Source organism: Isoptericola sp. NPDC060185 (assembly GCF_042728595.1).
Taxonomy (GTDB): domain Bacteria; phylum Actinomycetota; class Actinomycetes; order Actinomycetales; family Cellulomonadaceae; genus Isoptericola.
In genome coordinates this window covers 61,703-83,998 of the sequence record NZ_JBHWYY010000009.1, presented here as the reverse complement: position 1 = coordinate 83,998, position 22,296 = coordinate 61,703, and the positions used below count along the sequence as shown (strand labels likewise).

Below are 22,296 nucleotides of genomic sequence, written 5' to 3'. Positions count from 1 at the left end.
GGATCCCGAGGAACACGGTAGCCGGGGCCGGGACCGTGCCCCTGGTCCACGACGACATCCGGCGCGGCCCGGTCCGGTGGTCGCACCCGCGCGCCGGCCCTAGTGTGGCGAGCGCGATCCAGGTGGCACCCGGGAGAGGGCGAGGCGCGGTGACCGGTCACGACGAGGAGGCCCCGGAGACGAGCGGGGCAGCCGCGCACCGGTTCCCCCGCCTCCACCTCGGGCGGTTCTCCCTGCGGCGCCGGTCCCTCGAGACGGAGCCCGTGGTGGACGCCGCGTCCGAGCGGCTGCAGGAGTTCCTCGTCGCCCTCGGGGGCGCACTGCTCACGGTCGGGACCGCGGCCACCGACATCCAGCACACGCTCAAGCGCGTCGCCGTCGCGCTGGGCTCGCCGCAGACCGCACTCTTCGTGTTCCCCACGCTCATCCTCATCCGGATGCCGGGCGACACCGAGACCCGGTTCGACGTCGCGGAGTCGGCCGGCGGCGAGGTCCGCTTCGACCGCGCCGCGCAGCTCTACGCCGTCGTCGACGACGCCGTCGCCGGCCGGATCGACGCGTCCGAGGGCGTCGACCGGCTCCGGGCGGTCAAGGACGCGCGGCCGCGCTTCCCGACGTGGGTCCGCACGGCGGGGCACGGCCTGGCCGCCGCGGGGCTCGGCCTCGTGCTCCTCGGCGGCAACCCCGTCAGCGTGCTGTACGCGCTGGTGCTGGGCGCGCTCGTGGGCGCCGTGAAGCTGGTCGTGCGCCCGGGGACGTACGCGGCCACGCTGCTGCCCGTGGTCACCGCGTTCGTGCTGGCCCTGCTCGTGTTCGGGCTCGCGTCGACGGCCGTCGTGAGCGAACCGCTCCAGGTGCTGGTGCCGCCCCTGGTCACCCTGCTGCCCGGGGCCGCCCTCACCACGGGGGTGCAGGAGCTCGCCGCGGGCGACATGGTGGCCGGCGCCAGCCGACTCGTGTCCGGGATGGCCCAGCTGCTGTTCCTCGCGTTCGGCATCCTGGGGGCGCTGGCGATCACCGCCGTGCCCAGCTCGGCCGCGCTGGCCTCCTCCCCGACCACGCTCGGGGCGTTCCAGCCGTGGATCGGCGTGCTGCTCTTCTCGGTCGGCATCTTCCTGTACCACTGCGGTCCGCCGCGCTCGTTCCCCTTCCTCACCCTGGTGCTGCTCGTGGCCTACGGCGGCCAGGTGGCCGGCGCCGCCGTGGCGAACGGCGTGTTCAGCGCCTTCCTCGGCGCCGCGGCGCTGACCCTCTGCGCGTACCTCGTCCAGACCGTCAAGGGAGCACCTCCCGCCGTCGTGTGCTTCCTGCCCGCGTTCTGGCTGCTCGTGCCCGGAGCCAGCGGGCTGATCGGGCTCACCCAGTCCGCGAGCGGCGCCCCCGTCGCGACGACGAGCCTGACCACCATCGCGGGGTCGATCGTCGCCATCGCGCTGGGTGTCCTCGTCGGCACCGCGCTGTACCGGCAGATCTACACGGTGGCTCCCGCCCGGTGGCGGCTGCGCCCCACCTGAGGCCGCGGCGATGAGTCCGCCGACCTTGCGACGTCTACCGTCCGTCCACCCCGACACTCCCCGGGAGGCATCGTGCGGCTCCTCCTCACCTCCGCCGGCGTACGGAACGCGACCATCCACGACGCGCTGCTGCGGCTCCTGGGCCGGCCGGTCGCCGACTGCACCGCGATGTGCATCCCGACCGCCCTGTACGGGCACCCCGCCGTCGGCCCGGGCCCCCACGTGCGGGGCTTCGTCTCCGGCACCACCGATGACATGACCGGGCTGGGGTGGCGGTCCGTGGGCGTGCTCGAGCTGACCGCCCTGCCCTCCATCGACGCCGACCTGTGGGTGCCCCGCGTCCGGGACGCCGACGTCCTGCTCGTGGCGGGCGGCGACGCCCTCTACCTGCACCACTGGATGCGGGAGTCCGGGTTCGCGGACCTCGTGCCGCAGCTGACGGACACCGTCTACGTGGGGATGAGCGCCGGCAGCATGGTGACGACGCCGCGCATCGGGGAGTACTTCGTCGAGTGGATCCCGCCGTCGCGGGACGACGCCACGCTCGGCCTCGTCGACTTCTCGATCTTCCCGCACCTCGACCACCCGATGCTGCCGGACAACACCCTCGCCGCAGCCCGCAGGTGGGCGGCCGGGCTCGGCAACGCCGCCTACGCCGTCGACGACGACACCGCCATCACCGTCGTCGACGGCGAGGTCGAGGTCGTCTCCGAAGGGCACTGGGAGCGCCTCGCCTGACTCTCGTGGGCCGGTGCGCGGACGGGTCGACCTCCACCGGTCGCGCGCCTTCTAGGCTGGCCCGCGTGTGGTCGCACGCGAGGCCGGCGTCGGCCGGGGTCCGGGACACCGCCGCCGCGGTGGCCTTCGCGGCGGTCTCGCTGGTCCCCGCGCTCGGCCCGTACGGCATGGTGATGGGCGACCTCCCGACGCGCGACGACGACGCGTGGCGGGTCGTCCTCGTCCTCGCTCAGACGCTCCCCCTGGCCGTCCGGCGTCGCCTGCCGGGGGCGTGCCTGGCGGTGGTCGGGACGACGTTCGCGCTCTCCCAGGTCCTGGCGTACGCGCCGTCGCCGGCAGGGCTCGGGCTGCTGTTCGCGCTCTACTCGGCCGGGGCATACCTGCGGCGGGGCCGCGTCGCCGTCGCGGTGGCCGCCGCCGTCGCCTTCGTCGCCCTCGCCGTCGTGCTCACCGCGCTCGGGTCGCCGGAACGGCCGTGGGAGCTCGCGACGTTCGGGCTCGTCCTGGCCGCGGCGTGGGGCGTGGGGGACCTCGTGCGGGCCCGCGCGGCGTCGGCGCGGTCGCGGGCCGAGCTCGCCGCCCGGGCCGCCGTCCTCGAGGAGCGCGCCCGGCTGGCCCGCGAGCTCCACGACGTCGTGAGCCATCACGTCACCGGCATGGTGGTGCAGGCGGACGCCGCTGCGTTCCTGCTCCCCGCGGAGGAGCGGGCCGTCCGCCCTCAGCTGGCGGGGATCGCGGACGCGGGCCGGCGCGCCCTCGACGACCTCCGCCGGCTGCTCGACGTCCTCGGCGCCGAGGAGCCCTCCCCCGGGCCGCCCGTCGGGTCGATCGCCGACCTCGCCGACGCCGCCCGCGGCACCGGCCTCGACGTCGAGCTGGTCGAGCACGGGACGCCCCGCGGGTCCGACGAGCTCCGCCTGACCGCCTACCGCGTCGTCCAGGAGGCGCTGACGAACGCCCGCAAGCACGCCCCGGGCGCGGCCGCCTGGGTGTCGGTGCGGTGGACGGGGCCGGACGCCCGCCTCGCCGTGGCCACGTCCGCCGCGCAGACACCCGGCGTGCTGCCCCGGATCCCGTCGTCCGGGCGGGGGATCCACGGCTTGCGCGCGCGGGTCGAGCACCTGGGCGGCACGCTGCGCGCGGGCCCCGCCGAGGACGGCGGCTTCCTCCTCGAGGCGAGCCTCCCGCTCGACCCCGCACGCCCACCCGCCCCACGAGCAGGAGACGACCGTGCCTGAACCGACCGACCTCGAACCTCCCGCGCCCGAGCCCGCCGCGCCCGGGCCCACCGCGCCGATCCGGGTCCTCGTCGTCGACGACCACGCCGTCATCCGCATCGGGTACGCCACGATCCTCGGCGCCCAACCGGGCATCGAGGTGGTCGGCGAGGCCGCCGACGGGCGCACCGCCGTCGACCTCGCCGCCCGCCTGCACCCCGACGTGGTCGTCATGGACGTGCGGATGCCCGTGCTCGACGGCATCGCCGCCACCCGGCTGCTCGCCGGGCCGGGCGTCGGAGGGCCGGGCGTCGCGCACCCGCCGCGGGTGCTCGTGGTGACCACCTTCAACCTGGACCGGCAGGTCTACGAGGCGCTGCGCGCCGGGGCCAGCGGGTTCCTCCTCAAGGACGCCGGGCCTGCCCAGCTCGTCGACGCGGTCCGCACCGTCGCCGCCGGCGAGGCGCTGCTCTCCCCCGCCGTCACGCAGGCGCTGCTGGGGCGCTTCGCCGAGCGCGTGCTGCCTGCCGCCACCGACGACCCCGGCGTCGCCGCCCTGACCCCGCGGGAGCGGGAGGTGCTGGTCGCGATCGCCGACGGCCTGTCCAACGCCGAGATCGCCGAGCGACTCGTCATCAGCCACGAGACCGTGAAGACGTACGTCTCGCGCATCCTGCTCAAGCTCGGCCTGCGCGACCGCGTCCAGGCCGTCGTCCACGCGTACCGGAGCGGGCTCGTGGCGCCCCGCCCCTGAGCCCGCGTCCCCCGTGCGAGGGACCCCGATCGCGCTCTCGCCCGTGATCCGCCGGGCATCGCCCGGTCCCTAGCGTCGAGGCATGACCTCCACCGCACCGCACCGCACCGTCCGGGAGTCCTCGTCGCGGATCGCCCGCATCCTCCGGCACCCGCTGGGCTGGCTCGCCGTCGGCCTTCTCGCGATCGCCGCCCCGTCCGCCCTCGCGGACGCCCCACCCGTGCCGGCGCTGCTCGGCGCGGGAGTCGCGCTCGCCGTCTACTGGGCCGTCATGCGCTTCGTCGCCCGCCGGCCGACGCCCGAGATCGCCCTGCGCGGCATGTGGCGCGACGTCCGTCTCGGGGCCGGCATCGGCGCCGCGTTCATCGCCGCCTCGCTCCTGGTCATCGTGGTGCTGGGCGGCTACCGGTTCACCCTCGACGGCGCCGCCGGCCTGGGCGCGCTCCCCGGCCTCGTCGCCGTCGCGCTCGCGGGGGCGCTCACCGAGGAGCTGATGATCCGGGGGCTGGTCCTCCAGGCCGTCGAGACACTCCGCGGCCCCCGCACCGCGCTCGTCGTCAGCGCCCTGCTCTTCGGGCTCCTCCACCTCGCCAACCCCGGCGCGACGGTCTGGAGCTCCGTGGCCGTGGCCGTCGAGGCCGGCGGGCTGATGGGCGCCGCGTTCCTGTGGCGGCGCAGCCTCTGGCTGGTCACCGCGCTGCACGCCACCTGGAACGGCCTCGAGCAGCTCGTCGGCATCCCCGTGTCCGGCCACGTCGCGCCCAGCCTGCTCGTCACCGTCCCGCACGGCCCGGCCCTGCTCACGGGCGGCGACTTCGGGCTCGAGGCGTCCGTCGTGCCCGTCGTCCTCAGCCTCGTCCTCATCACCTGCTTCCTGCGCCGGGCTCGTCGGTGACCGCGCCGGCGGGGCGCCCGCGCACGGTCGCGTCGGCGAGCAGGGCGCCGATCTTCACGCCCAGGCACAGGCTGACGAACGTCATCAGCGACGACTCGAGCGAGCCCAGGTCGGTGGACGCCAGCGCGACGAGGCCCACCGTGCCGGGGACGAGCAGCAGGAACGCCGGCTGGAACGTGGCCGCGCTGGGCAGGGCGACCATCCCCTGCTCGATGAGGCGCGCGGTCACGAAGAGCAGCGCCGCGGTCACGCCCGCCGCGACCTCCGGCCCGATCCACGGCGACAGCACGGACAGGAGCGCGAAGGTGCAGGTCATGACGCCCACGTTGAGCACGGTGAGGCGGCGCCCCGACCCGAACGCGAGGCCGACGCCGATCGCGAGCACCACCACGCCCGCCCACGACGCCCACTGCGGCGGGATCGCGAGCCACCCGCCCGCGTCCGCCGTCGTCGACCGCACGTCCCCGACCAGCGCGGCCGACGACGGGTCCAGCGTGAGCCCCGTGAGCGCGGAGCCCGCGGAGATGCCCACCGCCATCATGCCGAGCACGATGACGCCGTAGGCCAGCCGGCCCGCCCCCGTCACGATGTCGGACGCCGTGAGCTCCAGCAGCGCGTTCGTCACCAGCGCGCCCGGGACCAGCACGGCGACCGGGGCGCACACCGCGAACAGCGGCACCGGCCCGAGGTCGAGCGCCGACGCCACCGCGCCCACCCCCGTCGTCGACACCAGCGCCACGAGGAAGGGGACGACGGCGGTGGCGCCGTCGAGACGCCGCAGCAGCAGCGAGAGGATCCCGACCAGGGCGCCCGTGAGCACGCTGACCACGACCGCCCACCAGGGGCACCGGAAGACGACGGCGAGCCCCACCGCGACGGCCGCGCTGCCGAGCACCCACCCGGCCGACGCGTGCGGGCGGGCGAGCCGCCGGATCGCCTCGATGCGGTGGGCCGCCCCGTCCACGCGCACCGCGCCCGACTCCACCTCGCGGGCCAGGCGCCCGGCGTGCGCGGCCTGCCGGAACGACAGGTCGTCGCCCTGCGTCCCCACGAGGGTCACCTCGCCCGTGGCGTCCCGGCTGACGAGGACGACGTCGGGCAGGACGTCGAACCGCAGCCGTTCCTCCGCCGCGTCGGGCTGCTCGCGCTGGGCCCGCTCGAGGGAGAGGCGCACGTCGGTGACCGACAGGCCCGCCTCCAGCAGCAGCGCACCCAGCTGCCCGAAGGCGTACGCGCCCCCGGTGCCCTGGCTCTCACCGTGCCACGCGCGTCCGCTCCCTCGCCCCACGACCGCCATTCCTACCCGGTCGCGGCGCCCGTGTCTCGCCGGGCTTCTCGCCGGGCCCGGTCACCGCGACCGGTCGCGGTCAGCTCGCGGCGTTCACCGTCTCCAGCGCGTCCTTGTACCCCTCGAGATCGGCCCACGTCGCGCCCTCGGCGAGGCGCGCGGCCTCGGTGGCGTGCAGCAGGTCGCCGACCGTCCCGGCGCCGTCGGCCGGGTCGTCGAGGGCGATCTGGTCGTCGAGGGCGAGCGCGCCCGTGGCGACGTTGAGCCACGCGGCGAGCAGCTGCCGGTCGAGGGTGTCGACCTGCGCGTCGTGGTTCGCCGCCCACAGCACCTGGAGGGCGTCGTCCGTCGTGCCCAGGTCGACCGCCTCGGCGAACACGGCGCTCTGCGCGCGCGTCGTCGACAGGTAGCAGGCCAGCTCGTCGGCGGTGTGCTCCGCGTCCTTGACCTCCCGGTACTCCGACGACCAGTAGCCAGCCCCGCGGGTCACGGGCTCCGGCGCCGCCTGGCCGGCCGGCGCGCCGAACACCTCGAGCTCGTAGATCGAGAAACCCCACTGCGTCGCGCGCTCCGTCGCGAGCAGGCGCACGTACCGGCCCGTGCCCGCGACGTCCAGCTCGTCGACGAAGCCGTCGCCGTCGGTCACGGTGCGCACCGTGGTCCAGGTCTCACCGTCCGGCGACGTCTGGATCTCGTAGCCCGACGCGTACGCCGTCTCCCAGTCGATCCGGACGCGGCTCAGGTCGTAGGACGCGCCCAGGTCCACGGCGATCCACTCCGGCTGGCTCCACCCGCTGCCCCACCGGGTGCCGGCGTTGCCGTCCACCGCCATCTCGCCGGTGCGCGACGGGTCGTCGATGCTGGACACCGTCACCGGCCGGCCCAGCGCGAGCGACTGCTGGCCGTCGTCGGTGCACTCGTCCGCCTGCTCCTCGGACTGGAAGCAGCGCAGGTACCGGTAGGACTGCGCGGACGTCTCGAACGACGGCGCGTTGTCCCACTCGTACGTGTAGTAGTGCACGTACGGCTCGGCGGCGGCGATGATCGCCGGGAGATCGAGGTCGCCGGTACCGAGCGCGACCTGGCGCATGTCGCCCTCCGCGTTCACGTTCACGGCGTCCTTGACGTGCAGGAGCTCGATGCGGTCCCCGTACTCCTCGATCCACGACGGGACGTCGATGCCGGCGTCCGCGGCCCAGCCGACGTCGAGCTCGAACGTGACGTACCGCGGGTCGGTGTTCTCCTCGATGACCTGCCAGGCGCTGACCATCTCGCCCGTCTCCGGGTCCGGGTACCGCGTGGTGAACTCGCTCTGGTGGTTGTGCAGCACCAGCTTGTTCGCGCCGTTCTCGTGCGCGTAGCGGCCGAGCTCGTCGGCGTACCGCGCGGTCGCGACGGCCTCCTCGTAGGTGCCGTAGCCGCCCGCCATCCCGCCGGACCCGATGTAGTCCTGGCCCAGCGCGACGGCGTTGGCGACCGTCGCCGGCCACGAGTCCCGGTCCGTGCTGCCGTGGCTGTTGGACACCTCGAGGCCGTGCTTGTCGAGGATGGCCTGGTACTCGTCCACGGGCATCGAGTACGGGTGGTTGTACGGCTCGACGTTCGTGAAACCGGCGTTCGCCACCTCCCCGAGCACCCGGTCGAGGGTCTCCGCCGACGGCGTCCCGGAATACCCCAGCTCGCCCACGTGCGTGTACAGCTGGATCGAGATCTTGGAGTCGGGCAGCCCGTCGCCCTCGCCGCACGTCGACGGCGCTGCCGCGGTCGGCGTCGTGGCCGACGTGAGGGCCGCAACGGTGGCGGGTGCGGCGACCGCCGGGGCCGTGGCGAGCGCGCTCGCGAGGAGAGCTCCGCCCGTGAGTGCGGCGCCGAGGCGACGCGCGCGTGGGGATTCGAATGAGGTCTGCATGGGTGCTCCGATGGACGACGGTGTCGATCTGCGGCGACGGCCATGCGACTTCTGCCGCCAACTATGCAAAAGGAGTCTGTCGGCCGTCCGATGGAGTGTCAAGAGTGGGCCACGGCGGGCTGCGCCGCCGAAGCGTTGAGCGACGGGGGTTTTGTCCGCTAAGTTCTCGACCGCTCGCTGCGGCACGGTGTCGTGCCTCGCTCCCGACGTCGTCGGGACGGGCGACCCCGGTGCGATGACGACGAGGAGTGGTGCCCCATGGTCCGCGAGATGTCAGGGCGACGCCCCTCCCACCACCCGGGTGCACGACTGGTGCGGTTCCTCTGCGGTGTCACCGCCACCCTCCTCGTCCTGGCCGGCGTCGCCCCGGTCGCCACGGCGGCGAAGCCCGTCGGGCCGCCCGCGGGGGTGCAGGCGCACGCGCTGGAGCCCACGGCCGTGGAGGTCGCGTGGGCGCCGGTCGCGGGGGCCGACGGGTATCGGCTCGCCCGATCGACCACCTCCGGCGGCCCGTACCTCACGGTGGCGTCGGTCGACGCCGCGAGGACGACCTACACGGACTCGGGCCTGACGCCGGCCACGACCTACTACTACGTCGTGGAGACCCGGTCGGGGTGGTCCAAGTACTCGCGCCCCTCGGCCGAGGCCGTGGCCTCGACCCCCGAGGCGATCGACGCCCCGACCGGCCTGGCAGCGACCAGCACGGGCACGACCATGGAGCTCACCTGGACCCCCGGCGCGGGCGCTGAGCACTACGAGGTGCTCCGCGCCGCGGGTGCCGAGGAGAAGGTCTCCCTGGGCACGACCACGGCCTCCAGCTTCAGGGACGCGGACATCGTGCCGGGGCACTGGTACACCTACACGGTGCGGTCCGTGCGCGGGATCGCGGTCGCCGACTCGGCCGAGCTGTACGTGGCGGCGGGGACGCCGACGACGACGGAGCTCACGGTGTCCCCGGCCGTCACGGAGGAGGGTCAGCGCGTCGTCCTGTCCGCCCACGTGAGCCTGCCCGGCCAGGACGACGTCCTCTTCGAGGGGGCCGTCGAGTTCACGCTCGACGGCGCGTACGTGGGGCGCGTCGACATCGACTACCGGGACCACGACGCCATGTTCCAGCTGACCGACCTGACGGCCGGCCCGCACGTCTTCCGGGCGCAGTACCGCGGCGGCACCTGGGAGAGCACCGGTGCGAGCGCGTCGGCGCCGGTCGATCACGACGTCGTCTCCGCCTGGGGTGACGTGGACTTCGGTTCGCCCCAGGTGCATGCGTTCGGCACCGGCTCCGACCCGACCAGCGTCGCCGTCGCCGACGTCACCGGAGACGGTCTCGACGACGTCCTCCTGACCACGCGCGGCTACGCCAGCGAGGAGGACGACGCCCGGTTCAAGCTCGCGATCTTCGCCCAGCAGCCCGACGGCACCCTCGCCGTCCCCACCGTGCTGCCGTCCCACGGCGGCACTTTCGCCGCCACGATGCGCACCGCCGCCGGTGACTTCGACGCGGACGGCGACGTCGACGTCGCGGTCGCCGGGAACCTCGGCGTCGACATCTACCTCCAGGACGGCGGGGCGCTCGGTGCACCGACCCTGCTCGCCACCCCCGAGGCGACGAACGACATCGTCGCCACCGACCTCGACGGCGACGGCCGGAGCGACCTCGTGGTCACAGACGCCACCCCGCGCACCGTCGCCTACCTGGACGTCGCGTCCGGCGCCACGGACCCGGTCGTCGTCTCCCCGACTGTCGGCGGGCTGGTCGACACCGGCGACGTCAACGGCGACGGCCGCACCGACGTCGTCGGCAACACCACCCACGACGTGCTGGTGTACGCCCAGGATGCCGACGGCGGCTTCTCCGAGGAGACCCGCATCGCCGACGTGCCCGACCTGAGCTCGATCGCCGTCGGCGACGTCACGGGTGACGGGCGGGCCGACATCGCGGCGACCCGCGCCACCAACAGCCCCTACGCCGGCGCGTCGGTGTACCCGCAGACGGGGGCGAGCACGATCGGCGCTCCCGTCCTGCACGGCCTGGTGGACATGCCCGAGCCGCTCACGCTCGTCGACGTCGACGGCGACGGCCGGCGCGACCTCGTCACCGTGCACGGGGGCTGGAACACGGCCAGCGTCCTCCTCCAGCGCCCGGACGGGCTGCTGGGCCGCGCGCAGACCGCGCGGATCCCCAACGCGACGAGGCACTACGACAACCGTGGGATCGCCGTCGGCGACGTCACCGGCGACGGGAAGCCCGACCTCGTGATCGCCGACTACCTCCGCGGCTTGGTCGTCGTGCCCCAGTCCTGACGAGAGCGAGCCTTCGCCAGGCGCTCCTTCCTCTCCGTACCTACCACGCCGCGGTCAGCGACCGCACGAACAGGACGTTGGTCTCGTCGTAGTAGTCCTCGGTGAGGCCGCGGTCCTCCATGCCGAGGCGGACGCAGACCCGCTGCGAGGCCTCGTTGCGCGGGTCGGTCACGGCGATGACCGAGGTCAGGCCGCGTCGTCCGGCGTCCACAAGGACTGCGGCCGCCGCCTCGGTGGCGTACCCGCGACCCTGCGCGTCCGGGTGCAGGTGCCAGCCGATCTCCACCGGGGCGTCGCCCGTGACGCCCCGCGTGAGGGGGGCCGGCTTGAGCAGCAGGTTGCCCAGGAGCGCGCCGGTCTCCGTGTCCGCCACGGCCCAGATCCCGTGCACGGGATGGTCCAGCGCACGACGGCGCGCGATCGACGCGAGCGCCTCGTCCCGCGACGTCATCTGCCGCGCCTGCGGACCGAGGAACCGCACCGTCTCCCAGCGGGCCTCGAGGTCCAGCAGGAAGTCCGCGTCGTGGTCCGCCCAGGGGCGCAGGGTCAGTCGTGCGCTCGTGATGGTCCGCATGCCGGCCAGTATGGATGCCCCGAGCACGAACGACGATCGCTGCGACGCTCACACCGCCAGGTCGGGCTCCACCGAGGTGACGACCTTGCCGGCCGCCCGGGCGTACGCGACCTCGCGGCGAGTCGCCGCCCCGACGTAGCCGCCCGCGCTGACCACGCGCACCTCGTCCGCGAGGTCGATCCGCCGCAGGTGCAGCTCGCCCAGCGCCTCGCGCCGGGCCGGCGTCAGCGCCTCGTCGACCGCCTCGGGCGCGAGCACGATGACGCCTCGGGCGGTCAGCCGGCGCCGCTCCGCCTCGAACAGGTCGCGGAAGCGCAGCGACCCGCACAGGCACACCACCCGGGGCCGACCGGCGACGCTCCTGCCCGTCGGCGACACCTCGCTCATCACGTCGCGGGATGGAACGACGTCGGCGCGGTCGGGCCGACGACGGTCACGGACGAACGCCGTGGGGCGAGGCGGGCACGTCCGCCTGTGCGGTGCAGCTGAGGCAGTACACGGTCGTCCGGATCACCTCGCCGCCCCTGAACTTCTGGCCTAGCTCCACCGTCGGATCGTCGGAGTCGCACACCGGGCACCACCACGGGCCGGGATCGCCGTCGTGCACGGCGAGGAAGATGCGGCTCCACGGGTCGTCGGTCATGACCGGGGAATATATCGGCCGGCCAGGCCCTCAGGGAGCTGCTGCACAGAAGGTCGACCACCTGCGTGATGGTGCTTGCAGGTGTCGACATGCAGCGCGGACACGGCCGCTGTGGTTTGCGTGATCTCGGGCGTGTCGCCCGGATCGCGACATGGAGGTTCCGGCTCGGGCGGGCTACGCGTTGGAACCGATGACCTCGGCGTAGGAGGGGTACCGGTTGCGTGACAAGCCCCAGGCGCGCCACCAGCCGTCATCACACCGGACGAGCGTCAGCACGTGCGCCTCTGGCAGAACGGCGTCCGCGAACACCTGCGCGCTGCTTGCCGTCGGCGGAATGAAGCGGACGTGAGCAACCAGCTCGGGGTGCTCATCGTTCTGGTCGACACGCTGTGCCATCGACCATCCGTCAAGATCGGCGCGGGCCTGACGGAAGTCATCCCATGCCGGCGGGTGCAAGGTGAGGCTGTCGAGCGCCATCCGGTACCGGTCGATGTCGAGCAGGGCCTTCCACCACAGAAACGCCGCGCCGAGTGGCACTGACGGGCTGGGTTCACCCTCAGGGAAGAACGCGGCGAACGCCTCGGCGGCGGTACGCGCCTCGAGCGGCAACGGAAGCTCGCGGGGCCACGCCGGCCAACGTCCCGCAGACGTGTCGGCCCGAGACCCTTGAGTCAGCGACTCCGCCACCTCCGCGAACTTCGGGACCGTAGGCCTGAACGCCTGGAAGAACTCGGCGACGGACAACGACGGGTCGGTGTAGTCGCTGTGCTGCTCACGCAGGCACTCGAGCACCGCCTTCGCGTCGAGGTCGAGCTGGTCGAGCAGGAAGGCGTCAGGATGAACTGCCTCGATCTCGTACCTCTCCATCGAGGCGATCGGAAAGTCCTTCAGGTTCGCGGTCACGATCACGCTCGCCCCGGACCTGACGGCCGCCGCCAGTACGTGTCGGTCCTTCGGGTCGTTGGTCATGGCGGGGATCAGGTCCTCGTATCCCTCGATGAGCGCTTCGGGGAAAGCGCGGCTCATCTGCCGGATCCGGTGGCGCGCCTTCGCCGGAGCGAGCCCACGCTTGTCGATCAGGGTGCGCTCAACCTCGTCCAAGATCTGCAGCGTCCACAGCGGCCGGAACATGCCCGTATCGGCCAGCCGGAGAAGCGTGTCGAACAGCGGGTGAGGGACCAGGACGCATGCGTCCAGAACGACTGGGAACGACATCTGTCAACGAGTCGCGTCGAAGCCGTCGCCGCCGGCTCCGTCAGCCGTGGCCTCGCGAGAGAGCTCGGCCAAGACCTCTCGCCGCTCGCGCCTCGACCGCTGTTGATACTCGACCAGATCCGAGAGTCGCACTCGGCGGTGCCGACCAGGGCGTGTAAACGGAACATCCCCGTCCTCCAGGAGCCGCACCAGCGTCGGCCGCGAGATGCCGAGGAAGTCCGCGGCGGCCTGGGTCGTCATCACCGTGTCATGAGGAGCAAGGGTGACAGCCTGGCCGTGAGCCATCGCGCGCACCGCATCGCGCAGCACCACGAACACCTCGACGGGTAGCTCGATCTGCGACCCGTCCGGACCCACGAGTGCAGACGAGCCAGCCTCTTCAAGCACCGCCGACAGATCCGACAGTGTGGAGCCGGCCGCCGGGGGCAGCACGGTGTGCTCTATGACGACGCTCATGCCGCCAGCCTAACTCGAAAAAAACGAAAGCAGAGGGCTCGGGGGGACGCCGGCAGCCCCACGGATCAAGTCCGAGGCGAGCACCACGAGGCGAACAGCCCTGCGAGTCGACCGCTGACGACACGGACGTCCGCGTCGAATTCCTCATAGGTCAGCCCGGCTACGGCTTCGACGATGGGGGCCTGGTCTTCGGCTGCCTTGTCAAAAGTGGACCGATCTGCAATCTGGGCTGTACAACGACAGCAGGACTGTCGACGTGCAGCGCAGATTGCACGGACACGCCGCTCTACCTTGCACGACTGCGGGCGTGTCGCAGGGCTTGCGCAAGATAGGTTGCATCATGCCTGGTCAGCGGCTGCCGCTGTCGATGACTTCCTGGTGCGCGCAAGCTGGTCGGACAGGATCTGCACGGCGCGGCCGCCGGCCATGAGTCCGTAGAGGTAGGCACGCCAGGCAGACCTGTTCGCGGACCGGCTGCCCTCCACCCTGCTCCCACTCCTGCTGGACTCGCGCGCCCAGATCGAGCGCGACTTCGCCGAGGTAGATCTGGTCTAGGCATCCGGCTAGCGCAGGAGCACGACCAACTTCGCTCCCTTGGTCTTGAACGTCTGCGCCTTGACCTCCCGGATCGTGTCGCCGACGAGGCGGTCTAGGACGTACCGGTGGGCGGGCGTGACGGCAAATGTAGGCCGCCCGCTGCCACCCTGGCCCACCCGGCGGTAGTCGCCTCCCAGATCCACCAACAGCGCCTTGAGGTCGTCGTTCGACAGATCCGCTCCCCGCGCCTGGATGAGCCGGAGGAGTTGGGTCGCGTTGGCACCAGCGGCCCTGAGCGCTTCGAGACTGCGGTAGCCGAGGCGCCATCCCTTGTCGATGAGGGCATCGGCGATCGCACGCACCTGTGTGCCGTTCGCGCCGGCGAGGAACTCTGGCAGGCGCCGGACGACGGCAAGTCGGACGGACCCATCGATCGTGGCGCTGCGGATAAAGCGTGGCAGCACGCCGGGAGGCAGGATCGCGGAAGAAACGAATGTCGCGTACTTCCTCGATGCGGCGATCGCGGCCTCGTGCGCTGCCCAGTCGGTGAGGATGCCGGCGGCGAAGGTCGCGCTGTCGTCGGCTAGGAGGCGCTTGCGCAGGAGTTTCGCGACGAGGTCGCTAGCCTCCGGCTCGAGGTCTGTGGCGGGGACCGCTCCGGGCTTGAGGCTTGCGGCGAGCGAGACGCGCGTCGTCGGCGAAGAGATGAGCTCGCCTGCGTTCAGGACGGTGACGGCGAGTTCGATTCGGTCGTCGAGCGACTGGCCGTCGGCATCGGTGATCTTCTTGTGTTTTGTAAGCAGCGCGGAGATCGAGCGGTCGATGCCGTGGTGCTTGAGGTAATTGGTTGTGTTGGTCCAGGTTGGGTCAGTACGTCGGCTTGAGCAGAGCTCGGGCCAGGCCGCCGGGTCGACATCCCCAAGGTTCGGTACGCGGCACTCGGGTTCGCAGCGGCTGACGAAGGCGTGGATGTTCTGGGTGTCGTTCTGCTTGGCGATGTCGTTGAGTACCGCGGCAAATCTCTCGGTACTCGCGATCACGTCGATGTGCTCGACCGTGTCGACGAGTAGGAGATAGTCCGAGAGCCGGTCGAGTACGTACTGGTAGGCGTGTGTGCTGGTCGTCTGGACGATGTCGAGTGCGATCTTGCCTTCCGGCACGAGGATCCGGAGGTTTTCCTCGGTGACTGGGTACAGCCGGAACTCAAGTGCGACATCGCGGGCTGCGGCGTTCAGTGGTTCGAGAGACTCGAGGCGCGCACCGCTGGCACGGGCGAGGCTCAGGACCGTGCGCGCCTGCTCTAGAGATTGCGGCCTGCAGATGACGGCGATCTCGCGGTACATGCCGGTGAGTACATGCCCGAGCTGGTGATCGACGTCGAAGTCGTCGTTCGGGATGGACCGCAGCACCGCGTCGAGCAGCGCTGGTCGGTCGTCCGGGTCGATGGGCGCGTCGAGTGCGGCGTAGCGGACGACGCCCTTCCAGTGCGGGGACATCAGGGCCAACAAGGTTCCGGGGTGGCTCCCTTGCTGGATGTATGTGTGGAGGAAGTCGTCGTCGCTGTCCCCACGGCGCGACAGTTGGCGGGCGACCCGTGCCGCGGCCTGCGGGCGTTGGGCCAACAAGTAGTCGAGGATGCTGACGTTGTAGATGCTGGCGTCGCTGAACAGGGCGGCATCGTCCCTCTTGTCCGCGCCCTGCTCACGCAGGATCTGCTCAACATCGATCGAGCTGAGCGTGAAGGTCGCGTCGGGCTCGCCCGGCTCGATACAGCGGCGGATGTACTCCAGCGCATCGCGTCCCAGGTGGTTGCCGTAGTAGCTCGACGCGTACAGCGCGAAGTGAGACGTGAGGAATCCGTGACGAACGAGCTCGCGGGCCAAGTCCGAGTGAAGGACCGCGTCGACGACCGCGTCGAACGTCTGCTCTCCGTCGAGTTCCCGGCCGGAGGAGTCGGTGAGCTCGAGGGAGGAGGCGTCAAGGCGGAATTCTGTTCGCGCGCAGAGGCCCTCCCAGACATGGTGGCGCAAGAAGCGTAGGTTCGCCTCAGCGTCCTCGATCTGCGCGGTGAGTTTCTCCTCATCGCGGGTATCCCACTCGTGTTGGTCGATGGGCACCCCGAGAAGCCCCGCGAGCTGGTCCTGACTGAATGACAATGTGACCGATCCGGAGCGGTACGCCTTCAAAATGATCTGCTGGCGGGCTCCGTCCGCGATCGTCGCCCACGTCTGAACTTCTTGCACGTTGTCGTCTGTTGCGGGCCCGGCGAGCTCTGCTGACCCGGAGGTGGAGCCCTCGGCAGCACCCTCGTGCAGCGTCTCGGAGAAGGCCGTAAGGAGCCGTCCAAGGCTGGCCGCGCGTGCATCCCTCGTCGCGCTGAGGCGGCGGTCGCGCCGCAAGCGCACCAGCTCGTTCGACTGGGCGGTCAGATTGTGGCGGACGAGGTCGCGCCAGATCGAGTACAGCTGGTCGAGCGCGCTCTCGCGGTAGCGGATCTTCTCGAAATCCGTCAGGTGGGTGTTCTTGTACAGGACGACAGCAAATACGAGGTCGTCGGTGATGCCGGGGATGTGGTCGGCGGGGACCACCAGGCGGTTGCGATAGATCTCGAACTCGTTGCGGATGTTGCGGATCAAGCGCATGTCGGCGACGTGGCGTGCGGCAAGTCGGATGAGGGCGGGGTCAATCTCGAAGTCGGCGCTGGCCATGACGTCAGTCATCACGTCACGGGCGTTATCGGCGCTGACGAAAGGCACGACGGGGATGATGACATCGAAGAACTTTGTACGGTTCGCGCGCTTGAGTGTTGTCTTCGCCCGGTCGTTCTGATCACCCGGGCCTTCCTCAGTGCCGTCCTCTGATTCCCCGCCGATGTGGTCGAAGACGCTGTCACGGATCGCGTAGACGAAGACGATCCGGCGCCCGATCTGATCGGAACTGTTGAGCAGGCCGTTCAGCGCACGCAAGGTGTCGAAGACATGGACGTCCTCGAACCTGTCGATATCTTCGATGACGACGAGGTCCCGGCGGCTCGCCTGGAAGAAGTAGACGATCTCGTCGAGGTACTCGTCGAAGTACGAGTCGGACTGCCTGGACAGGGTGACGGTCGCTGGGCCGGTCTGGACCGAGGCGCTGACAGCCGGCCGGGCGCGGACGACCAGCAGAACAGCCCAGACGAGTGCAACGGAGAGGCCGAGCAGCAGCAGGTAGGCGACGATCTGGCGCCAGAGCGTCGGGAGAAGGGACTCGACCATCGGCTGCAGCAGACCAAGACCGAACAAGACGACGAAGACCGCCGTTCCGGTGCCCACGGCGATCGACCGGTCACGCCGCGTGCTCGGCACGCTGACTCGGCGAAATCGCGAGTGTGGGACCTTCTCGGGCGGAAGGCGGTACAGCAACTGCTTGACGATCTCCTTCTGGATCTGATTCGTGCGCGCATGGCGACCGGTTGACGCCTCGCCCATCGCGTTGTAGTCGTCGTCGTGCAACTCCGGGGCGATCGTCGACAAGGAGAGCTTGACAACGCGGGCCCCGTGCTCGCTATCGAGGTGTTCGAGCACGCTGCTCTTGCCCGTGCCGTACGCGCCGGTCAGGGCGACGTTGCGCACCCCATCTGCACCGATCGCCCGTTCGAGCAAGTCGTAGTAGACCCGGTGCCGGTCCGGATCGAAGCTAGGCGCGAGGGTCTGGATGGGAAGGTTCTGGCCTGGGCGCAAGCGAGGGCCTGGGGGCAGCGGCAGGACGTTTCCGGGCACACCAGGATCGTAGGGAAGCCACCCGACATCAGTCGCGAATCTCGCTACGGAGTTCGGGTGAAACGAAATCGCCACGAGATCGCGGGCCGGCGTCACGCCAAGTCGAGTGCCGACTCCAGGACAAGGAAGCCTCCGGTGGTCCGACACGACATGTGCACGGGGGCATGTCGAGACACTGCACCCACAGGCACCACAGGTCAGGTGTCACCTATCCGTGCAGCAGTCCCCACTACCCCGACCACGAGGGCGTTGAGCGCGTGGACCCCCACCACGAAACTCCCTCCAGGCGCTTGTAACAAAGGTGGAGCATTTTGCAATCTAGGCTGCACGTCAACAAGGACGCGTCAGGACTGCATGTCGACGAACCGTGAGTAGTGCCCCTGGAACGCGACGGTGATGGTGTCGGTGGGGCCGTTACGGTGCTTGGCGACGATCAGGTCCGCCTCGCCGGCGCGGGGGGACTCCTTCTCGTAGGCGTCCTCGCGGTGCAGCAGGATGACCATGTCGGCATCCTGCTCGATGCTGTTGTGGACGGCGATGCCGTTGGCGATGAAGTTGTGGGTGTCGAGCACGGTGGCGTCGAACACCTGCCTCTCACCGAGCGGCTCGATAGCGACGACCTCCTCCCAGAGCAGGTCGTTGACGGCATCGATCTCAAGGTCGTCCTCGTCCAGCACTCGGGAGATGGTCTGCAGGGCCGGGGCGCTTGCGCTGGTCCCCGAGGCCGACCTCGTCGCCAGCACGTCGCGAATCTCGTCCCAGATGGGTCGGGGCTCGGCGAGGTTGGTCCGGCCGGCAGTCCTGACCCGGCGAAGCAGATCGGCTGCGGAGTCGTCATGGCCCTCGATGCCGATCTCCTGGAGCAACCGCCGGACGCTGTCAGTCCCCGCGACGTCGAGCCGCCAGCCGGCCGCGCCCGTCCCAAGGATGCGGGCGGAGATACCGAAACGCAGCAGCAGACGTGCGGCGTCGTCGAGCAACCGTCGATCACCCGACCGCATCGACACACGACCGGTGCCCTCGTCCGAGTCGGCGACTACGACGTTGCCCATACGCGAGAAAAGTTCACGGACGAATAGTGCGATCTGGTTCTTCGGCAGATGGAACGCGGGCGTCGGGACGCGCGTCTCGACGTCGCAGCGAGCAGCGAGGAGCTCCGCCATCGCCACGACCTTCCGGTCGTCCCACTCCGCGTTGCGCTCCGGACCCGGCACGTGGCGCGGCACGCCGAGGCGCGACCCGACCTCGAGCTCGCCGAGCGGAGTCCAGCCCTCGTAGGTGAGGAACGGGTGGTTCGCCGTCGCCTCGATCTCCTTGCCCGAGGCCAGCCGCAGCCGGTACACCGGCTTCACACCGGTCGGGAACACGTGGGTCAGGTGGCGGCGCACGTACTGCAGCCGCTCGTTCAGTGCCCAAACCGGCACGTCCTTGGCGTTGAGCGCGAAGAGCTCGCCCATCGTCGTCTCCGCGCCGGTGTCTGCGCGGAGGATGCGCGTGTCCTCCGTGAGGCAGCCGGACTCACGAAGGTCCGACATCGCAGGCTTCTTGTCCTGCCGCTGCTCGGGACCACGGTTCAACTGCGACAGCGCGATGACGGGGACGCCGATCTCCTTCGCCAGCAGCTTGAGCGCGCGGGAGAACTCCGAGACCTCTTGCTGTCGAGACTCGACCTTCTTGCCGGAGGTCATGAGCTGCAGGTAGTCGATGACGACGAGCTTGAGGTCGTGCTTCTGCTTGAGCCGCCGGCACTTGGCGCGGATCTCGGTCAGCGACATGTTCGGCGAGTCGTCGATGAACATCGGCGCCTCGGAGACGCGGCCCATCACCTTGGCGACCTTCTGCCAGTCGTCCTCGCCCATGGAGCCGTTGCGCAGCTTCTGCAGGTGCACGCGCGCCTCCGCCGACAGCAGACGCATCGTGATCTCGTTGCGGCTCATCTCCAGCGAGAAGACCACGGACGACTGCCCGTGCTTGATCGACGCCGCCCGCGCGATGTCGATGGCCAGCGTCGACTTGCCCATGGCAGGTCGAGCGGCGATGACGATCATCTGCCCGGGATGCAGGCCGTTGGTGAGGCGGTCGAGGTCGGCGAAGCCGGTGGGCACGCCCACCATGCCCTCGCCGCGGTTCCCGGCGGCCTCGATCTCGTCCATGGTGCCGCCGATGATCTCGGCGAGCGGCAGGTAGTCCTCGGAGGTCTTGCGCTCGGTGACGGCGTAGATCTCGGCCTGCGCGGTGTTCACGATGCCCTCGACGTCGCCGCCGTCGGTGGCGTACCCGAGCTGCACGATCTTGGTGCCGGCCTCGACGAGGCGGCGCAGCACGGCCCGCTCCTGCACGATGCGCGCGTAGTAGCCGGCGTTGGCCGCGGTGGGGACGCCGGCCATGAGGTCGTGGATGTACGGGGCGCCGCCGATGCGGGTGAGCTCGCCCCGCTTGGTGAGCTCGGCGACGACCGTGATGGCGTCGGCGGGCTCGCCGCGACCGTAGAGGTCGATGATGGCGTCGTAGATCGCCTCGTGCGCGGGGCGGTAGAAGTCGTTGCCGCGGATCTGCTCGACGACGTCGGCGATCGCGTCCTTGGAGAGCAGCATGCCGCCGAGCACGCTCATCTCGGCGGCGACGTCCTGAGGAGGTGTGCGGTCGAAGGTGGCGCCGGAGGACGCCCCCTGATATCCCGCCTCGAGCTCCTCGATCGACATGCCCACCCCGCTCCCCCGCCGTCGCCGGCGTCCGGTCCGTCACCGGACATCGACTCCCGCTGTCAGGTCCACGTTCTACCGTGGGGCACTGACACCGCGGACGACGCTAGGCGCGCCCGCGACCCTGCGCAACGGCCGTTGTGGACACAGGTGTGGACCGACCTGTGGACAGGGTGGTCGAGCCTGTGCACGGGCGGTGGAAAGCCCTGTGCACAACTGGGGATATCGGCTGTGTACAACTTCTGGCGGGCCGCTGACCTGCGGCGTCGTTACCCTCAGGCTGTGGAGGAGAAGAAAGTTGGGTGACGTGCACCGCACCCCCGATCCGGACTCCGGACACCCCGGCGCCACCCCTCCTTCACCGACGCCTCCCGACGGTCACACGCCGGACGCCTCGCCCCGCGCCGCTGTCCACAGGGCCGACCGGCGCCGCATCGACCGCGACATCCTCGCCCTCGCGCTGCCCGCGCTGGGCGCCCTCGTCGCCGAGCCGCTGTTCGTCCTCGTCGACAGCGCGGTCGTCGGCCACCTCGGTACCGACCAGCTCGCCGGGCTGTCCGTCGCCTCCACGCTCCTCGTCACGCTCGTCGGCCTGTGCGTGTTCCTCGCGTACGCCACCACCGCCGCCGTCGCCCGGCTCGTCGGCGCGGGCCGCACCCGCGACGCGCTCCAGTCGGGCGTCGACGGCATGTGGCTCGCCCTCGGCCTCGGCGTCGCGCTCGCCGCGCTCCTCGCCGTCGGGGCGCACTGGGCCGTCGGCGCGATGGGCGCCGGCGCCGACATCGCCGGCTACGCCGCCGTCTACCTGCGCTGGTCGGTGATCGGGCTGCCCGGGATGCTCGTCGTCCTGGCGTCGACGGGCGTGCTGCGCGGCCTGCAGGACACGCGCACCCCCCTGTGGGTCGCGTCGACCGGCGCCGCCGTCAACGCGATCCTGTCCGTCGTCCTCGTGTACGGCGCGGGCCTGGGGATCGCCGGCTCGGCCATCGGCACCGCGGCTACGCAGCTCGCCATGGCCGCCGTGCTCACGGCGGTCGTGGTGCGCGGCGCCCGCCGGCACCACGCGTCCCTGCGGCCGCACCACGCGGGCATCTGGGCGAACGCCCGCGCGGGCGCGCCGCTCTTCGTGCGGACGGCGTCGCTGCGCCTCGCGATCCTCCTCACGGTCGCGGTGGCCACCAGCCTCGGGGCCACGGCCCTCGCGGGCTACCAGGTCGTCAACAGCCTGTGGGGGCTGGCCGCCTTCGCGCTCGACGCCCTCGCCATCGCCGGCCAGGCCCTGGTGGGCCACGGGCTCGGCTCGGGCGACGTCGGCCGCGTGCGCGCCGTGCTGCGCCGCTCGCTGCAGTGGGGCGTCGGCGCGGGCGTCGTCATCGGCGTCGTGTTCGCCGTCTCCGGGTGGTGGGTCGCCCCGCTGTTCACCGCCGACCACGACGTGCGGGTCGCGATCACCGCCGGCCTGGTCGTCACGGGCGTCCTCATGCCGATGGCGGGCTGGGTGTTCGTGCTCGACGGCGTCCTCATCGGCGCCGGCGACGGCCGGTTCCTGGCGTGGGCGGGCATGCTCACGCTCGTGGTCTACGTGCCCTTCGCCCTCGCGGTGCGAGCCTGGGCGCCGGACGGCGCGGTGGGCCTGGCGTGGCTGTGGGGCGCCTTCGCCGGCGTCTTCATGCTGGCCCGCGCCCTCACCACCGGGCTGCGGGCCCGCGGGGACCGGTGGATGGTCACGGGCGCGTGACGCCGACGGACCGCCGTGTGAACGCGGTGTGACGGCGGCCTGTCAGCCCGACCG

16 protein-coding genes are annotated in these 22,296 nt (G+C 71.3%); 7 read left to right on the top strand and 9 right to left on the bottom strand.

The window, feature by feature from the left end:
- Positions 1–149 precede the first annotated feature (149 nt).
- The 5 genes from ACFWDO_RS05725 to ACFWDO_RS05705 all read left to right on the top strand — a co-directional run bounded on the left by ACFWDO_RS05725 (position 150) and on the right by ACFWDO_RS05705 (position 5,118).
- Positions 150–1,514: a threonine/serine exporter ThrE family protein gene (locus tag ACFWDO_RS05725; RefSeq protein WP_380319082.1), complete on the top strand. Its 1,365-nt coding sequence runs from the start codon at positions 150–152 to the stop codon at positions 1,512–1,514.
- Between the two features lie 72 nt (positions 1,515–1,586).
- On the top strand, positions 1,587–2,252 hold the full coding sequence (locus ACFWDO_RS05720; RefSeq protein WP_380319079.1) for a Type 1 glutamine amidotransferase-like domain-containing protein: 666 nt from the start codon (positions 1,587–1,589) through the stop codon (positions 2,250–2,252).
- A 65-nt stretch (positions 2,253–2,317) separates the two neighbouring features.
- Complete coding sequence (locus tag ACFWDO_RS05715; protein ID WP_380319076.1) at positions 2,318–3,490, top strand: sensor histidine kinase; 1,173 nt, start codon at positions 2,318–2,320, stop codon at positions 3,488–3,490.
- Positions 3,483–4,223, top strand: coding sequence for a response regulator (locus ACFWDO_RS05710; protein ID WP_380319073.1), 741 nt, complete (start codon positions 3,483–3,485; stop codon positions 4,221–4,223). Before ACFWDO_RS05715 ends, ACFWDO_RS05710 begins: the two co-directional genes overlap by 8 nt.
- Before the next feature lie 82 nt (positions 4,224–4,305).
- Positions 4,306–5,118 carry a CPBP family intramembrane glutamic endopeptidase gene (locus ACFWDO_RS05705; protein ID WP_380319070.1) on the top strand — a complete coding sequence of 271 codons (813 nt, stop codon included), beginning with the start codon at positions 4,306–4,308 and terminating at the stop codon, positions 5,116–5,118.
- Here ACFWDO_RS05705 and ACFWDO_RS05700 read toward each other — a convergent pair.
- Entirely contained in the window at positions 5,087–6,406 is a 1,320-nt protein-coding gene (locus tag ACFWDO_RS05700; protein ID WP_380319067.1) for a threonine/serine exporter family protein, read from the bottom strand. The genes ACFWDO_RS05705 and ACFWDO_RS05700 overlap by 32 nt on opposite strands.
- A 79-nt stretch (positions 6,407–6,485) precedes the next feature.
- On the bottom strand, positions 6,486–8,315 hold the full coding sequence (locus tag ACFWDO_RS05695; protein WP_380319064.1) for a discoidin domain-containing protein: 1,830 nt from the start codon (positions 8,313–8,315) through the stop codon (positions 6,486–6,488).
- A 312-nt stretch (positions 8,316–8,627) separates the two neighbouring features.
- On the opposite strand from ACFWDO_RS05695, the gene ACFWDO_RS05690 reads away from it, so the two are divergent.
- On the top strand, positions 8,628–10,619 hold the full coding sequence (locus tag ACFWDO_RS05690) for an FG-GAP-like repeat-containing protein (RefSeq protein WP_380319061.1): 1,992 nt from the start codon (positions 8,628–8,630) through the stop codon (positions 10,617–10,619).
- A 40-nt stretch (positions 10,620–10,659) separates the two neighbouring features.
- Here the strand turns inward: ACFWDO_RS05690 and ACFWDO_RS05685 are convergent, their stop codons facing one another.
- The 7 genes from ACFWDO_RS05685 to ACFWDO_RS05655 all read right to left on the bottom strand — a co-directional run bounded on the left by ACFWDO_RS05685 (position 10,660) and on the right by ACFWDO_RS05655 (position 20,504).
- Positions 10,660–11,193, bottom strand: a complete 534-nt coding sequence (locus tag ACFWDO_RS05685; RefSeq protein ID WP_380319058.1) for a GNAT family N-acetyltransferase — start codon at positions 11,191–11,193, stop codon at positions 10,660–10,662.
- 48 nt (positions 11,194–11,241) lie between these two features.
- The gene (locus tag ACFWDO_RS05680; protein ID WP_380319055.1) at positions 11,242–11,580 is read right to left on the bottom strand and encodes a hypothetical protein; all 339 of its coding nucleotides are present in this window, start codon (positions 11,578–11,580) and stop codon (positions 11,242–11,244) included.
- 46 nt (positions 11,581–11,626) lie between these two features.
- Positions 11,627–11,836, bottom strand: coding sequence for a hypothetical protein (locus tag ACFWDO_RS05675; protein ID WP_380319052.1), 210 nt, complete (start codon positions 11,834–11,836; stop codon positions 11,627–11,629).
- Positions 11,837–12,010: 174 nt separating this feature from the next.
- The gene (locus tag ACFWDO_RS05670) at positions 12,011–13,051 is read right to left on the bottom strand and encodes a putative toxin-antitoxin system toxin component, PIN family (protein WP_380319049.1); all 1,041 of its coding nucleotides are present in this window, start codon (positions 13,049–13,051) and stop codon (positions 12,011–12,013) included.
- A 3-nt stretch (positions 13,052–13,054) separates the two neighbouring features.
- On the bottom strand, positions 13,055–13,507 hold the full coding sequence (locus tag ACFWDO_RS05665) for a helix-turn-helix domain-containing protein (protein ID WP_380319046.1): 453 nt from the start codon (positions 13,505–13,507) through the stop codon (positions 13,055–13,057).
- A gap of 563 nt (positions 13,508–14,070) precedes the next feature.
- Positions 14,071–17,802: a hypothetical protein gene (locus ACFWDO_RS05660; RefSeq protein ID WP_380346838.1), complete on the bottom strand. Its 3,732-nt coding sequence runs from the start codon at positions 17,800–17,802 to the stop codon at positions 14,071–14,073.
- A 344-nt stretch (positions 17,803–18,146) separates the two neighbouring features.
- The gene (locus ACFWDO_RS05655; protein WP_380324563.1) at positions 18,147–20,504 is read right to left on the bottom strand and encodes a replicative DNA helicase; all 2,358 of its coding nucleotides are present in this window, start codon (positions 20,502–20,504) and stop codon (positions 18,147–18,149) included.
- Between the two features lie 433 nt (positions 20,505–20,937).
- Between ACFWDO_RS05655 and ACFWDO_RS05650 the strand changes: the two genes are divergently transcribed.
- A complete protein-coding gene (locus tag ACFWDO_RS05650) occupies positions 20,938–22,242 on the top strand; it encodes an MATE family efflux transporter (RefSeq protein ID WP_380324566.1) in 1,305 nt (434 codons plus the stop codon).
- Positions 22,243–22,296 lie beyond the last annotated feature (54 nt).